Raw genomic sequence first — 13,884 nt, 5'->3', positions numbered from 1 at the left:
AAGCTCATAATAAGACTGCAATTTGGTAAAATCAGGGACGGATCGTTCCTGGCCTCCTGATTTTTGCTGAGATAGGCCACCCCGGCGGGAATCCCGACCCGGAGATGCTCCCGAAAGGATTTTTCACCAAGGGGAGCCAGGGCGGCCGGGGCATAGCCCAGCGGGATGAGTCCGAGTTCCCGGGCCTTTTGCGCTATGGCTTCCATAAGCTCCGGAATATTTATACCGGAAGCATCGGAATCTTTTGAGACAGCAGTCATGAATAACTCTTCTTCAAGCGCTATGCGGAGCGCTGATAATAGTAACAATGATTCCCCGCCGGTAACTCAGAGTTCTGCGGGCTTTTTCATCCGGAGGTTTATTGCCGGCCGGGAAATTGACATTAATCTATCAGATATTGTCTTCAATGTGGCAGCCACCCGGGAAATTGAAAAGATTTATCTTGACGCTGACGGCTTTGCTCTTATGGAACAGGCGGGGGCGGCCATGGCGCGAGAGCTTATCAGTCTTTATCCCCCCCGGGATACCCCGATGGCGATTTTTGCCGGAAACGGCAATAACGGCGGGGATGGCTACATTGTGGCCCGGGAGCTTCTGAAAAGCGGTTATTCCCGGGTGCTGGTGCTTCAGGCAGTGCCGCAGAAGCCCGGCATTGCCGCTGTCCGGGCCCGGGAGAGCTATCTTGCTTTGGGCGGGCGTACGGAACCTTCAAAAGATGCGGACATGACACCGGATCTAATCCCGGCAATCATGACAGAGCTTTTTCACGGAACATCTCGAAGTCCCGTGATCGTTGATGCCCTTACCGGTATCGGCTTCCTTAAAAGCCGTCCCGGCGACCCGGTTTTTGAAAAGATTGCCGCCGCGGTCAGGGAAATTAACCGGATGGGCTGTCCCGTAATAAGTCTGGACGTGCCTTCCTTGCTCAACTCTGATACCGGAATGCCCCTGATGCCGGGGCTGGCAGTGCGGGCCTCTTATACCCTTACAGTCTTTACCAGGAAACCCGGTCTTCTCCTGGGTCAGGCCGGTGACTACGCAGGCAGAGTGATCACGGTGCTTAATGATCTCCCCGACTTTGCGTATCATGTCAGGATGCTGCAGGCTCGCGAAAAGCTTTTTGCTCTCAATTACCATGATCTTGGCCGTTTTCTTCCGGTACGGGCCCGTTCAGCTCATAAGGGGGACGCTGGCCGGATTCTTCTTGTCGGAGGATCTCTTGGCATGGAGGGAGCTCTTATCACTGCCGGAAGAGCCGCGCTGAGAACCGGAGCCGGTCTTATCCGGGCGGTATTCTCCGGGGGCGACAGAAGCGCTCTTAATGCTCTCAATCCTGAAATCATGACCGGCTTTCCGGAAAATATTCCAAAGGATCTTGCCTGGTGCGATGCGGCGGTGGCCGGACCGGGACTGGGGAGATCCGCGAGGAGCGGGGGGATTTTCCGGGAAATATACGGGAAGGCCCGGAAGCTTTTGGTTGACGCCGACGGACTTTACTGGCTCCTAAGGCTTTCTGAGAACCCCGCCCTTATGCCCCGGAGCCGGCCGGAAACCCTGATTCTGACTCCGCATGTGGGAGAAGCGGCTCTTCTTACCGGGAAAACCACTGCTCTCGTGCTCGCGGATCCTCTGGGAACGGCCCGGGAGATCTCCCGGAAATACGGAGCCATTACCGTGCTTAAATCTGCCGCCACTCTGGTATCCGACGGTGAATTTACCGTGATTATCAGTACCGGATCCCGGGGCATGGCTTCCGGCGGCATGGGAGATCTCCTTTCCGGGGTTATCGGAGCTCTGCTGGCCGGGGGCATGGATCCCTTTCAGGCCGCAGTTCTGGGGGTGGCGGTGCACGGCGAGGCCGGGTGCCTGTCCGAAGAGACGGACGGGGCTCTCGGCATGGCCGCCGGAGATCTGCTGCCCTTTATCAGAAGGCTTATTAACGGCAGGGCAGGAGTTCAGGAAAAACCAAAGGAAAAATAAAGAAAGACACCGGACAATAAAGGGAAGGGGGAGCAAAGACAAAGGGAAGGCCTGGAAAATCAGGAAGCCCAGGACATTCCTGTTAAAAGATCCCTTTTTCAGGTTCCGGAATCAGAATAACTGGCAATTTGCTGAGGTACGCAATGCATAAAATAACTTCCAGGGGAATATTTCTGGAGAATGAAGCCGCCACAGAGGAAGCGGGAAGAATTCTGGGGCCCCTGACTCCGGAAAACACCACCATATTTCTTCTCGGGGATCTGGGGGCCGGCAAAACCACCTTCACCCGGGGTTTTCTGCGCTCCCGGGGCTGGAGCGGCATGGTAAAGAGTCCCACCTATACCTTGGTGGAGCCCTATGAATTTTCTGATATCCCCGTGTGGCATTTTGATCTGTACCGCCTTAAGGATCCCGAGGAGCTGGAGCTTATGGGCATCCGGGATTACTTTGCGGGCCGGAGCATCCGGGTGGTGGAGTGGCCGGAGCAGGGGCAGGGCATATTGCCGGATCCGGATCTTACCGTCAGCATCCTTTATGAGGATAACGGGAGGCTTCTTGCTCTTACGGGGATGAATTCCCGGGGATCCGAGATAGCAGCGGCCTTTATGGCGCAGCTTAGGTCCGGAGCTAATTCCTGAAAGCTTTTTCATCCTGCCGGTAATCCTGCTTCCATATTTGTTATAATCTGAGCTTCAGAAGCGTTTTCCGGTTTTGCGGTTGGATTCAGATGTTTAAGTTCTTTTCTATTTCCGGCATGGCTCTCTCCGTTTTTCTCATGATGACGGCCGGAGCATATGCCAATGAAATAATAAGCGTGCAGTCTGCGGCCTGTTCTCAGGGCAAAAAGGACTGCACCCGCATCATGTTCACCATGAAGGAGCCCCCGAAGTTCAGTGTGTTCAAAAGCAAGGACGATGGCACAGAATACAAGGTGGTGCTGCACGACATCAGTGATCCGTCCCGGAAGACCGGCCCCATTTCCATAAAAAGCTCCAGCGTCATTGCCAATGTGATTATCAACCGAACTCCCAAAGGCACCAGCGATCAGGTGCACTACTTCTTTCCCCTGAAAAAGAGCGTGGTTCCCCGGGTGAATAAGTCCGGAAACAGCTTCTGGGTTGATTTTCCGCATCAGGACAGCATGAGTCCGGCTTCTGCTGCCCAGTCCTCCCGGGATCCCGGGGCGGCCGGAACCGGGGAGAACTCTGCTTCCAAAAGGAACGAATCCGGAAAACCCGGCAGTCAGAAGCCGGGGGAACGCGGGACAGTTACGGACACTCGGAAGCCGGCCGTTTCTGGAAATGAGATAGAGAAGCTGGATCGGAAGGAGGCGGAAAGAAGGCTGGCCGAGAAACGGGAAGCCGAGAAGAAGGAAGCGGAAAGAATTCTGGCTGAAAAGCGCGAGGCGGAAAGGAAGGAAGCCGAAAGAAAGCTTGCCGAAAAGCGCGAAGCCGAGAGAAAGGAAGCAGAGAGGAAAGAGGCAGAGAGAATTCTGGCCGAAAAGCGGGAGGCGGAGAAACGGACCGCCGAGAAGAAAGAGGCTGAAAGACTTCTGGCTGAGAAACAGGCGGCCGAGAGAAAGGAGGCGGAAAGAATCCTGGCTGAAAAGCGCGAGGCCGAGCGGAAGGAAGCCGAAAGAATTCTGGCCGGGAAACGGGAGGCCGAGAAGAAGGACAATCATCCGGCCGGAAAGAATAATGAGGGCGGAACTCCCAGCCGGAACTCCCGAAACAGCAAGGACGTCCGGGATATCCGGGAACTGGAGAACGAGCTTTTTGCCGACCTCAATTCCGAGGGGGACAATCAGGCGCCGACGGAATCTCTGGAAAAGCGTCTCGCCGCCCCGGAGCCCCCGAAACCCACAGCCTACAAGAGAAAGTCCTCCGCCACCTGCACCGTGGTAGTGGATCCCGGTCATGGCGGCAAGGATCCCGGAGCCATCGGAGTGGGGAATGTGCAGGAAAAGGCGGTAACTCTGGGTATTTCCCGGAGCCTTGTGGCCTATCTGAACAGTGATCCCCTGCTGGAGGGCAAGCTTACCCGGAACCGGGACATTTTTATTGAGCTGGGCCGGCGCTCCCAGATTGCCCGGAATAACAAAGCCAACTTCCTCATTTCCATTCATGCGGACAGCGCGCTGAACAGTCAGGCCCAGGGAGCGTCGGTGCTGGTGCTGAACCGGGATCGGGCCAACCGGGAAAACAGCAAAAGCGTGCAGAATACCGACAATACCAAAATGCTGGCCGGTCTGGGAGAGTTCCTGAAGGCTCACAACGATCCCCTGCTGCAGCAGGTGGCAGTGGACATGGCCTCTAATACCAGCCGATCCGACGGCAATGATTTAGCCAAGGAAATATTGGGCAGCATGGGCAGGATTGCCACGCTGCATAAATCAGTGCCCATAAACCGTTCTCTCGCCGTGCTGAAAGCTCCGGACATTCCCTCTCTCCTTATTGAAACCGGTTATCTTTCAAATCCGGACGAGGCGAGTCTTCTGGCTACCGGGAAGTACCAGAGAACCATTGCTCATGCCATTTATCTGGGAATTAAGAACTTTGTCTATAAGAACAAGGATACCCTGAGATGCGGCGTGGCCGCCCAGAGCGAGCCCCGGGCTCCGGCCAGGAGCAATAAACCCGCCTCCTCCGGAGGAAAGCCGGCCGCCCCGGAAAAAACCGTTATCTATGTGGTAAAGAAGGGCGATACCCTCTCAAAAATCGCTCAGGATCACAAGGTGTCCCCGCAACATCTGAAACAGCTGAACGGCCTTACGAAGAATCAGGTCAATGCGGGACAGCGTCTTAAGGTGCCGAAGAAAAAATAATGGGAATTCATCTCTTGCCGCCTCAGGTGGCCAATCAGATTGCCGCCGGGGAAGTGGTGGAAAGACCGGCTGCGGTAGTGAAGGAGCTAATGGAGAATGCTCTGGATGCCGGAGCCGATGATATCAGCGTGGTTATTGAAAACGGCGGCTCCCGGCTGATTCAGGTACGGGACAACGGCTCGGGAATCCCCAAGGAGGAACTCCCCCTGGCCCTGAAAAGGCACGCCACCTCTAAGATTTCCGCTATTGAGGATCTGGATCATCTTCTCAGCATGGGCTTCCGCGGCGAAGCATTGGCTTCCATTGCCGCAGTATCCCGGCTTCTTCTGGTTTCCCATCCCCGGAATCAGGAAATGGCCTGGTCAGTCCGGGTGGAGGGACTGGGTCAGGAGGCCGAGATCCTGCCGGCGGCCTATCCTGAGGGTACCTCAGTAGAGGTCAGGGATCTGTTTTTCAACACCCCGGCCCGGAGACGCTTTCTGCGTTCTGAAAAGACTGAATTCCTGCAGATCGAGGAGATCTTCAGACGTTTGGCCCTGTCTCGGAGAGAGGCGGCGTTTTCTCTCAGAAACGGCAAAAACATTATCTACGATTTAAAGAAGGCCTCTGATGAAAAGACCTACCGGGAGAGACTCCGCTCCATTGTGGGGAACGGCTTTCTGAATGATCTTTTAAGCTTCTCCGAGGAAAGGAACGGGCTGAAGTTTTCCGGATATGTAAACCCCGCGGAGATCCCCCGGCCCTGTCAGTACTTTTTTGTGAACAGCCGCATTGTCAAGGACAAGACCCTGACTCATGCCATCAATACCGCCTTTGAGGAGGAGCTGGGGGAAAAGCGTTCGGCGCAGTATGTGTTTTTCCTGGAGCTGGATCCCGGGGACGCAGACATTAATGTGCATCCGCAAAAGTATGAGGTCAGGTTCCGGAATCCCAACGAGGTGCATGATTTTATTGCCCTGGTCCTGAAAAACACTCTGAGAAGAGCCCGGCAGCTTCTTCCGGAAACTCTGGAGGAAACCATGAAACCGGATCCGGATCATGGCTATGCGCCCCGGCCTCTCGCGGTAAATGAAGCCCGGCTCCGGGATCTCCGCAGGGAGAGTCTGGCTCAGGCCTCTTTTCCGGAGATCCTTCCCCCGGATCCTCCCGTGCCGCCTGCCCCTCCTTCCTCTTCAGGATCTGCCGGCGCGGTATATTCCGAAGCGGATCTGGCGGCTCCGGATGCGGCGGTTATCTGCTATGACCGGGAGCCGGCCCCATCCCCGGCAGGGAACGGCAAGGCTCCGGACAGCGTTTATCTCCGGCTTTTCGGGAATAAAACCGGCCGGAAGGAGGATAATCCGGGAACAACCAGCTCCGGGGGAGCGCTTTTTTCCGCCTCCTCGCGTTTTCTGGCTCTTTCCAGCAGCCTTCAGGAGGGCCGGGGACAGGAGGGCAGTTCCGGACAGGAAGGCAGCATGAGCTCACGCTTTCAGGATGCCCGGGCGCAGGAGTTTTCAGAATCCCTGAGGCGGTTAAGCCGCACTAATCCCATAGGGCTCCGGGAGAACGAACCAGCCCGGGATAATTCAGTCCAGGCGGACACATTTTCCCGGGGAAATGACGGGACTCCTGATCCGGAAAACAGGGATCCAGCTAACCCCGGAAATCCCGGCGATACCGGGCTCCGGATGCGAACTCCCGAGGATCTGGATCGGGATCTTATGCCCTGGCTTACCGCGTCCCGGGATAATTCCCGGAGCTTTTCCTTCATCATTCCTGAAAAGGGCTATGCTCTGATTCAGACGGATCAGAAAATCTGGGCCGTTAATATCCGAAAGCTGGCCGGCATCCTTTTCAGGCAGCGGATTCGGGCCGAGCTCAGCTTGCCCGCCTCTGATTTTCTGAAGCCGTCAAAGCTGTCTCTCCCCTTTCAGTTTCCGGTATCCCGGGATTATGCTCCCGAGACTTTGAAGGTTCTTTCCGCTCTGGGTTTTGCTCTGTCCCCGGGGCTTCATGAGCTTACGATAACCGCGGTGCCTCTTCTGGTACGGGGCTCAAGGCTCCGGGAGTTTTTTAAGATGTTCCTCGGCGGCCTTGACGAGGATGCAGCGCTTCGGGATCTTCATGATCCCGGACAGGGGACGATGGCAGCTGCCCTCTGGGATATTGCTCTCTGGGAGGACAGCCTCTTTTTTACCGGTTTTCTCCGGGCGGTGTTTCAGGAAAAAGCGCCGGAATTTTTCAGCAGGGAAATGACGGAACGGATTCTTTCGGGAGTGCCGGAAGCGGGGTTTTTCGGGACTTTGCCGGGGGATACGGCATGGGAGATGCCTCTGGGGCGAATGATAAGGGAGCATTTCAATCATGACTGATGATGCCATAGATGTCTCAGAAGACATAGATGCCGTAACCCTGATGGGCCCCACCGCCACCGGCAAAACAGCCCTGGCCATTAAGCTGGCAGCTGCCCTTAACGGCGAGATTATCAGCGCGGACTCGGCTCTGGTTTACCGGGGCATGGATATCGGCACCGCCAAGCCTTCCCCGGAGGAGATGCAGGGGATTCCCCATCACCTCATTTCCGTGCGGGATCCCGGAGATCCCTACAGCGCGGCGGATTTCCGGGAGGATGCCGTGAGACTTACGGGGGAAATACGGGCCCGGGGCCATTTCCCCATCCTGGCCGGGGGCACCATGCTTTACTTCAAGGCTTTCGAGGAGGGACTTTCCGGACTTCCGGAAACCACTCCCGAGATCCGCTCCCGGGTTAACGCCATGATTGCCGAGCAGGGTCTCCCTCAGGTCAGGAGCTGGCTCCGGGAATTTGATCCGGAATCCTGGGAAAGACTGTCGCCCAACGATACTCAGCGCATCGGGCGGGCCTGCGAGGTTTATCTTATGACCGGCCGCTCCTTAACGAGCCTCATAAAAAGCCAGCCCCGGCCGGAATGCCCCTTTCGGCTGAAGCGCTTTGCTTTGCTGCCGGATCCCGAAAGACGGCTTTTGCGCCCTTTGATACAGGAGCGCTTTGAAGTGATGCTCAGGGAAGGACTTGAGGAGGAAACCCGACGGCTTTTCCTCCGGGGGGATCTTAATCCGGAGCTCCCGGCTCTCCGCTCGGTGGGCTACCGTCAGATGTGGCAGTACCTGGCCGGGGAAGTCTCCTTTGAGGAGATGAAGTCCCGGGCGGTAATTGCCACCTGTCAGCTGGCCAAGAGGCAGATGACCTGGATCCGGGGCTGGAAGGAGCCCTATACTGTTCTCAACATGGGAGATCCGGATAACCTCGGGATAATGCTGCGGGAAATCAGGGCGAGAGGGGCATAAGCTTTCTCAGAAGATCGAACCCGGGCCTGATGATTTCATAAAAAGCCCCGGCGGCTTTCGGCGGTTAAAAATGCGGCAATGGAGATGCCGGGAGGGCGAACGCAAGGGCAAAACAGGAGCTTTCCCCGGCAAAAAGTGATCAGATTGGCAGTATTTTCAAGTTGTGACGCATTATTGTTCTAACTTGCTGAATTTTTTATTAATATTTAGCGGCAGTTTCTCCGGAAACCCTGACAGCTGTAATTATTCCGGCTTTCAGGGGAATTTGCGGAAATACGTTTAGTTTTACTATGAAATCAGAGCTTATCAGTGTATAATGCCGACGATTTTTGCCTGGGGTCAGGCGGATGCGGAGTTCCGGGATGCGCCCGGAAAATCCGTGAGTGACTACTACTATTATTGGTTTGATTAAGGAAGTTTCATTTTTATGTCAAAAGGCCAATCATTGCAAGATCCTTTCTTAAACGCTCTTCGGAAGGAAAGAATCCCGGTATCCATATATCTGGTAAACGGCATCAAGCTGCAGGGACAGGTGGAGTCTTTCGATCAGTTCGTTATTCTTTTGAAGAACAACGTTAATCAGATGGTATACAAGCATGCCATTTCAACAGTTGTTCCGGCCAAGGCTGTTTCTCTTTCCGATGATGATGCTCCGGCTCCTGATGCTGCCGGGAAGGGAAAAACGGCTTCAGAATCCTGAATTCCTGTGATGCCGGCTTTGCGTAAGGCCGAGGAGTTTTAAGATCACTGCTCTTTTCGATTTTGATGAACGCTGCAGGGGCGGGGCCAAGGCCGTCCTTGTCAGCGTTTCGTTTTCAGATGCGGATGATACGGCGCGGGTAGCCGAGCTTAAAATGCTGGTGCTGTCCTCCGGAGCCGAGGCTGTCGGGCTCCTGACCTGTTCCCGTACCGCTCCCGATCCCAAATATTTCATCGGTTCCGGCAAGACCGAGGAGCTTAAAGCTCTGGTGGAGTCCTGCCAGGGCGAGACCGTTATCTTCAATCATGAGCTCTCGCCTTCTCAGGAGAGAAATCTGGAAAGCTTTCTGGGCTGCCGGGTTATCACGAGAACCGCTCTTATTCTGGATATTTTTGCGGCCCGGGCCCGCACCCGTGAGGGCAAGCTCCAGGTGGAGCTGGCACAGCTGGGCTATCTGGAGACCCGGCTGGTGCGGGGCTGGACGCATCTCGAACGGCAGCGGGGCGGCTTCGGTCTTCGGGGCGGTCCCGGCGAAACGCAGCTGGAATATGACCGGCGTCTTTTGAAGGAAAGAGTCAATATTCTCCGGAAGGAGCTCCGGGAGGTGGAGAAGCAGCGGGAGCAGAACGGCCGCGCCCGTTCCCGCCGGGGGATTCCGGTGGTGTCTCTGGTGGGCTACACCAATTCCGGGAAGTCCACGCTGTTTAATACTCTGACTGATGCCGGCGTTTATGCCGCGGATCAGCTCTTTGCCACGCTGGATCCCACCCTGCGCACGGTCAGCATACCCCGGGTGGGGAAGACGGTGTTTGCCGATACCGTGGGCTTTATCAGAGATCTCCCTCATAATCTGGTGGCGGCCTTCAAGGCCACTCTCAGAGAGGCCCGGGAATCTGATCTGGCTCTCATGGTTATTGATTCCGCAGACGGGGACATGGATGACATGATCGCCGCGGTGGAGGAGGTCATGGAGGACATCGGAGCCGGCAGCGTTCCGGTGCTGAAGGTTTTCAACAAAATAGACCGGATTCCCGGGATCTCGCCCCATATCGAGCATGACAGCGCGGGACTGCCCCGTTCCGTGTCCATTTCCGCCAAGACCGGGGCCGGGGTTGACCTCCTCCTTCGGGCCATTTCGGATCGGCTTGGTCATGACCGGATCAGTCTGGAGCTAACCCTGCCGCCGGATGCGGGGGCTTTAAGGCAGCGGCTTTTTGAGATGGGGGCTATCGAATCCGAGTCCTATGATGACAGCGGCAAAGCCTGTCTGCGCGTTACCCACTCCCGGACGGAATTAGCCAGGCTTTCGGCTCGCTTCGGGGGAGCTCTGGAGCGTTATGTTACTGCTCCGGCTTCCTTCAGCTTCCGCCGGGAGGTCTGGGAGGACTGAAATCCGGGGGCGGGATCCCGGATTTCCGAAATGCCGTTTCCGGGACTGATCCGCATCTTTAATTCTTGCCGGCTAATGGCTATAATTCATTGTTTTGTTTTTAATCATCTCTATTTGCAGCAAAAGCGCAATCAGTTACACCCCTTAGAGGAGTTTTACCATGTCATGGAATGAACCCAGCGACCGCGGAGACGGCAGCGACAGCGGCAGAGAGGATCGGGAAAGACGCGATCCCTGGCAGCGGGATCGGCGTCCGCAGAATGACAGCAGCGACGACGACGGGTTTGCTTTTATCACAGACTTCTGGAAAAAGCTTTCCGGCGGGAAAGGCGGGAGTCCCTTTGACAAAAAGTCGTCTTCCCCGGTTAAAGGAGCTATGCTGATCCTCCTCCTGGTGGTTCTGGGGATAGCCGTTACCGGTTTTTATACCGTGCGGGAGGCCGAAAGATCCGTAGTGCTGTCCCTGGGCAAGTTTGAGAAGGTTGAAGAACCCGGGCTCCACTGGTACTGTCCCTTCCTGCAAAGCTACAAGACCGTGGATATCCAGATGGTGCGATCCACCAGATCCAAGGGATCCATGCTGACCCAGGATGAAAATGTCGTTAACGTGGAAATGGAGGTGCAGTACCGCATTGATAATCCGGTGAATTACCTCTATCAGACGGTAAATCCCGATGACAGCCTGAATCAGGCTACCGACAGCGCGCTCCGCTATGTTATCGGTCATACCTCCATGGACGATGTGCTGACCAACGGCCGCGAAAGGGTGAGACAGGCCACCCGGGAGCTTTTGGGGAACATTATCTCGCCGTATAAAATGGGACTTTCCATTGTGGATGTGAACTTCCTGCCGGCCCGGGCTCCTGAAGAGGTGAAGGCCGCTTTTGATGATGCCATTGCCGCTCAGGAAGACGAACAGCGTTTTAAGCGCGAGGCTGTTGCCTATAAGAATGAGGTTATCCCCAAGGCCGAGGGCAAGGCCCGCCGGCTTCTGGAGGAGGCCGAGGGCTATCAGCGGGAGGTGGTGGCCAAGGCCCGGGGCGATGTGGCCCGCTTTGAGAAGATTCTTCCGGAGTACCTGCGTTCCCCCGAGGTTACCAGACGCCGCATTTATCTGGAAACCATGGAGGAGGTCTATGGCAGTAACCCCAAGGTTATCATCAATACCGGCAGCAAGGGAGCCCAGCAGCTCATGTATCTGCCCCTGGAGGAGCTTATTAAGAAGGGAGGGAAGCAGTAATGAAGATTTCGCTGAACACGGTGCTGCTGACTGCGGTCATTCTGGGCTTCACGCTGTTTAATTCCCTGTTTGTGGTGCATGAGGGCGAACGCGCTCTGGTGACCCGCTTTGCCAAGGTGCTCCGGGACAGCAGCAGTCAGGTTATTGTTTACGAGCCGGGGCCTCATTTCAAATGGCCCTTTGTGGATAAGGTCAAGCTTCTGGATGCCCGGATTCAGACCCTGAACTCCAATGAGGATCGTTTTGTTACGGTGGAGAAAAAGGATCTCATCATCGATTCCTACGTAAAGTGGCAGATCGAGGATTTTGTGAAGTACTATCTCTCCACCAAGGGAGATCGCTTCCAGGCCGAAAGCCTTTTGCGCACCAAGATCACCAACAGTCTGAGAAGCCAGATTGGTCTTCTGACCATCAAGGAAATCGTCTCCGGCAAAAGCGAAGCCGGCGACAGTGACGACACTCAGGACTCCAAGCGGGATCAGGTCATGCAGAATGCTCTTCAGGCCACCTCGGTTTCCGCCCGGGATCTGGGCATCCGCATCATCGATGTGCGCATGATGAAGATAAACCTGCCGAAGGAGGTTTCGGATTCCATTTATCAGCGCATGCGGGCAGAGCGTGATGCCGTGGCCCGGCTGCATCGTTCCCAGGGCCGCCAGGAGGCCGAGGCTATCAGGGCCAATGCCGATCGCCAGTCAGTGGTGAAGCTGGCCGAGGCGGAAAAGCAGGCCAAAACCATCAAGGCACAGGGGGAGGCCGAGGCAACGCAGATCTATGCCGATTCCTATTCCCGCAATACCGAGCTTTTCGATTTTCTGCGCAGCATGGATGCCTACCGGAAGAGCATGGGTAACGGCGGCAACATCATTGTTACCGATGAAGACAATGAGTTCTTTAAGCACATGAAGTAATCCGGATCCTTCCTGAAAATCAAAAGAGGTCAGGGCCTTTTGCACCGGTGCGCCGGATGGAAAAGGCCCTGATTGCTGTCACAGGATACGGACGCACAGGATATGTCCCCGCAGTTCCGGAAAAACTTCTGGAGTCGCTTTTTTCTGCGGGGCTTTTGAGGCTGATAACAAAGATCAGGCGGGATGCTGTCAGGATTCCCAGCCCATTTTTTTGGCGCTTTCCGCCATCAGCTTTCTCATAAACATGATTTGAGCCTCTGCCTTGTTCTGGAATTCCGGATGGGCATCCTTAACCGCATTTCTGATTATCTTTTCTGTTTCCGGCAGATTGTCCAGAAAATATCCCTCCAGCACGGCGGCATGATCGGGACCGAAGGGGAATACGCAGGCGCCGACGTAATTGTTTTCGTAGCTGGCGTCATAGAAGTACTTCTGCGCCAGATCCCGGAGGCGCTCTTTGGAAGCCATGAGGAAGCCCGGGGAATAAAGCTGATTCAGGGCATTGGCGATGAGCGGTTTCTCGGAATATTCCGCCGGATACCAGAAGTGGCAGACCTCCAGCAGGACGGAGGAGTTTTTGGCGGCTGTGATGCCGAAGCCCTGATGATTGGGATCCGGCGGCAGGAACACAAAACGGCCGTCTGTCATGATCGGTTCAAAACCGAATTCCTTATCCGGAAAATAGGTGTCAATGAAGGTAAAGAGGGGATCGTTTTCCTTAAGACGCTTTTTGCCGGCGGGGCTGTCCGCTTCGCCGGGAACCCCGGGGATGAGCAGCCACATCATGGGATCTGCAATCATGTCCTTAAGATGGGCGCTGCGATATTTCTTTTCGTATGCTGCGGGAAGCTTCAGTTTTTCCATATGATTTCCTTGGTCTGGGACAGCCGGAGACGATGACATCTAACTGAGTTAAGTATGGCGGAAAAATGAGAAAGAAACTTGTTACGGAGCCTCCTTGTTCTGCTCTTTCCTTTTTCATCGAAGTGAAAAGTATTAGCCTTCTCAATGCCTGAGAGAGCCTGTTACACTCTTTCCTGAACAAAAATCCCGCCTTCTGAAAAATTTTTTCTCCGGAGAAAAACCGGGGCTTCCGAACACTTAAAAACAGCCGTCTTGCGTTTCCGGCAGAGGTTCAAAACGAGAATCTTTAACTTATAAGGTCTGCGGTGCTTCAGACCATGATTTTCGAAAATTTTGCTTCTGAAAAATGTCAACCGTCACAGCTTGTTGTATAAGGGTTTGTCTGGTGTCGGGCATATAATAGCGATTAGTTAGCGAGAAAAATAAAAATTTTGACATGGGTAGCAAAATTTTAATGAGTCCGTTTCGGACAGGTATAGAAATTTAACTGCATCCGTCAGGCATTGTCATACTTACTATAATAAACGTGTTTAAAAAATACTAATTGAAATTCTGTGACAATTATCCGTTTTCAGTGTGGCCGCTCTTTTTATAATAGGCGCCGTCAATTGTTAACAGGAGAAATCATGACAAAACTTGACGAAAGGCTGGTTAAACAAGCACCGA

The 13,884-nt window shown here is 54.8% G+C and carries 11 protein-coding genes; 9 read left to right on the top strand and 2 right to left on the bottom strand.

Going from position 1 to position 13,884, the window contains the following annotated elements; translation table 11 throughout:
* Positions 1 to 260 (bottom strand): hypothetical protein (locus ACJROR_RS13665; RefSeq protein ID WP_406547585.1); only part of this gene is annotated, 260 nt, incomplete at its 3' end.
* Here ACJROR_RS13665 and ACJROR_RS13660 point away from each other — a divergent pair.
* From ACJROR_RS13660 to hflC, 9 genes are all read left to right on the top strand, one after another.
* On the top strand, positions 259 to 1,980 hold the full coding sequence (locus tag ACJROR_RS13660; protein ID WP_406547584.1) for an NAD(P)H-hydrate dehydratase: 1,722 nt from the start codon (positions 259 to 261) through the stop codon (positions 1,978 to 1,980). The genes ACJROR_RS13665 and ACJROR_RS13660 overlap by 2 nt on opposite strands.
* A gap of 143 nt (positions 1,981 to 2,123) precedes the next feature.
* Positions 2,124 to 2,618, top strand: coding sequence for a tRNA (adenosine(37)-N6)-threonylcarbamoyltransferase complex ATPase subunit type 1 TsaE (tsaE, locus tag ACJROR_RS13655; RefSeq protein ID WP_406547583.1), 495 nt, complete (start codon positions 2,124 to 2,126; stop codon positions 2,616 to 2,618).
* Positions 2,619 to 2,707: 89 nt separating this feature from the next.
* Positions 2,708 to 4,804, top strand: a complete 2,097-nt coding sequence (locus ACJROR_RS13650) for an N-acetylmuramoyl-L-alanine amidase (RefSeq protein ID WP_406547582.1) — start codon at positions 2,708 to 2,710, stop codon at positions 4,802 to 4,804.
* Complete coding sequence (gene mutL, locus ACJROR_RS13645) at positions 4,804 to 7,158, top strand: DNA mismatch repair endonuclease MutL (RefSeq protein ID WP_406547581.1); 2,355 nt, start codon at positions 4,804 to 4,806, stop codon at positions 7,156 to 7,158. The genes ACJROR_RS13650 and mutL overlap by 1 nt, the downstream gene beginning before the upstream one ends.
* Positions 7,151 to 8,113 carry a tRNA (adenosine(37)-N6)-dimethylallyltransferase MiaA gene (miaA, locus tag ACJROR_RS13640; protein ID WP_406547580.1) on the top strand — a complete coding sequence of 321 codons (963 nt, stop codon included), beginning with the start codon at positions 7,151 to 7,153 and terminating at the stop codon, positions 8,111 to 8,113. The genes mutL and miaA overlap by 8 nt, the downstream gene beginning before the upstream one ends.
* 427 nt (positions 8,114 to 8,540) lie before the next feature.
* On the top strand, positions 8,541 to 8,813 hold the full coding sequence (hfq, locus tag ACJROR_RS13635) for an RNA chaperone Hfq (RefSeq protein WP_406547579.1): 273 nt from the start codon (positions 8,541 to 8,543) through the stop codon (positions 8,811 to 8,813).
* Between the two features lie 43 nt (positions 8,814 to 8,856).
* Positions 8,857 to 10,203, top strand: coding sequence for a ribosome rescue GTPase HflX (hflX, locus tag ACJROR_RS13630; RefSeq protein WP_406547586.1), 1,347 nt, complete (start codon positions 8,857 to 8,859; stop codon positions 10,201 to 10,203).
* Between the two features lie 160 nt (positions 10,204 to 10,363).
* Positions 10,364 to 11,443 carry an FtsH protease activity modulator HflK gene (gene hflK / locus ACJROR_RS13625; RefSeq protein WP_406547578.1) on the top strand — a complete coding sequence of 360 codons (1,080 nt, stop codon included), beginning with the start codon at positions 10,364 to 10,366 and terminating at the stop codon, positions 11,441 to 11,443.
* Entirely contained in the window at positions 11,443 to 12,354 is a 912-nt protein-coding gene (gene hflC, locus ACJROR_RS13620; protein WP_406043547.1) for a protease modulator HflC, read from the top strand. The genes hflK and hflC overlap by 1 nt, the downstream gene beginning before the upstream one ends.
* Positions 12,355 to 12,543: 189 nt before the next feature.
* Here the strand turns inward: hflC and ACJROR_RS13615 are convergent, their stop codons facing one another.
* Positions 12,544 to 13,218 carry a hypothetical protein gene (locus tag ACJROR_RS13615; RefSeq protein WP_406547577.1) on the bottom strand — a complete coding sequence of 225 codons (675 nt, stop codon included), beginning with the start codon at positions 13,216 to 13,218 and terminating at the stop codon, positions 12,544 to 12,546.
* Positions 13,219 to 13,884: the final 666 nt, after the last annotated feature.

This window comes from Succinimonas sp., assembly GCF_045225735.1.
In the GTDB taxonomy this organism is placed as follows: domain Bacteria; phylum Pseudomonadota; class Gammaproteobacteria; order Enterobacterales; family Succinivibrionaceae; genus Succinimonas.
Note: the sequence above shows the minus strand (reverse complement) of the source record. Positions and strands in the feature narration are given on the sequence as shown.

Bases quoted from the DNA above. Each gene is read 5' to 3' on its own strand.
- ACJROR_RS13660 (WP_406547584.1), top strand. From the start codon at position 259: ATGAATAACTCTTCTTCAAGCGCTATGCGGAGCGCTGATAATAGTAAC.
- ACJROR_RS13650 (WP_406547582.1), top strand. From the start codon at position 2,708: ATGTTTAAGTTCTTTTCTATTTCCGGCATGGCTCTCTCCGTTTTTCTC.
- hflK (WP_406547578.1), top strand. From the start codon at position 10,364: ATGTCATGGAATGAACCCAGCGACCGCGGAGACGGCAGCGACAGCGGC.
- tsaE (WP_406547583.1), top strand. From the start codon at position 2,124: ATGCATAAAATAACTTCCAGGGGAATATTTCTGGAGAATGAAGCCGCC.
- miaA (WP_406547580.1), top strand. From the start codon at position 7,151: ATGACTGATGATGCCATAGATGTCTCAGAAGACATAGATGCCGTAACC.
- hfq (WP_406547579.1), top strand. From the start codon at position 8,541: ATGTCAAAAGGCCAATCATTGCAAGATCCTTTCTTAAACGCTCTTCGG.
- ACJROR_RS13615 (WP_406547577.1), bottom strand. From the start codon at position 13,218: ATGGAAAAACTGAAGCTTCCCGCAGCATACGAAAAGAAATATCGCAGC.
- mutL (WP_406547581.1), top strand. From the start codon at position 4,804: ATGGGAATTCATCTCTTGCCGCCTCAGGTGGCCAATCAGATTGCCGCC.
- hflC (WP_406043547.1), top strand. From the start codon at position 11,443: ATGAAGATTTCGCTGAACACGGTGCTGCTGACTGCGGTCATTCTGGGC.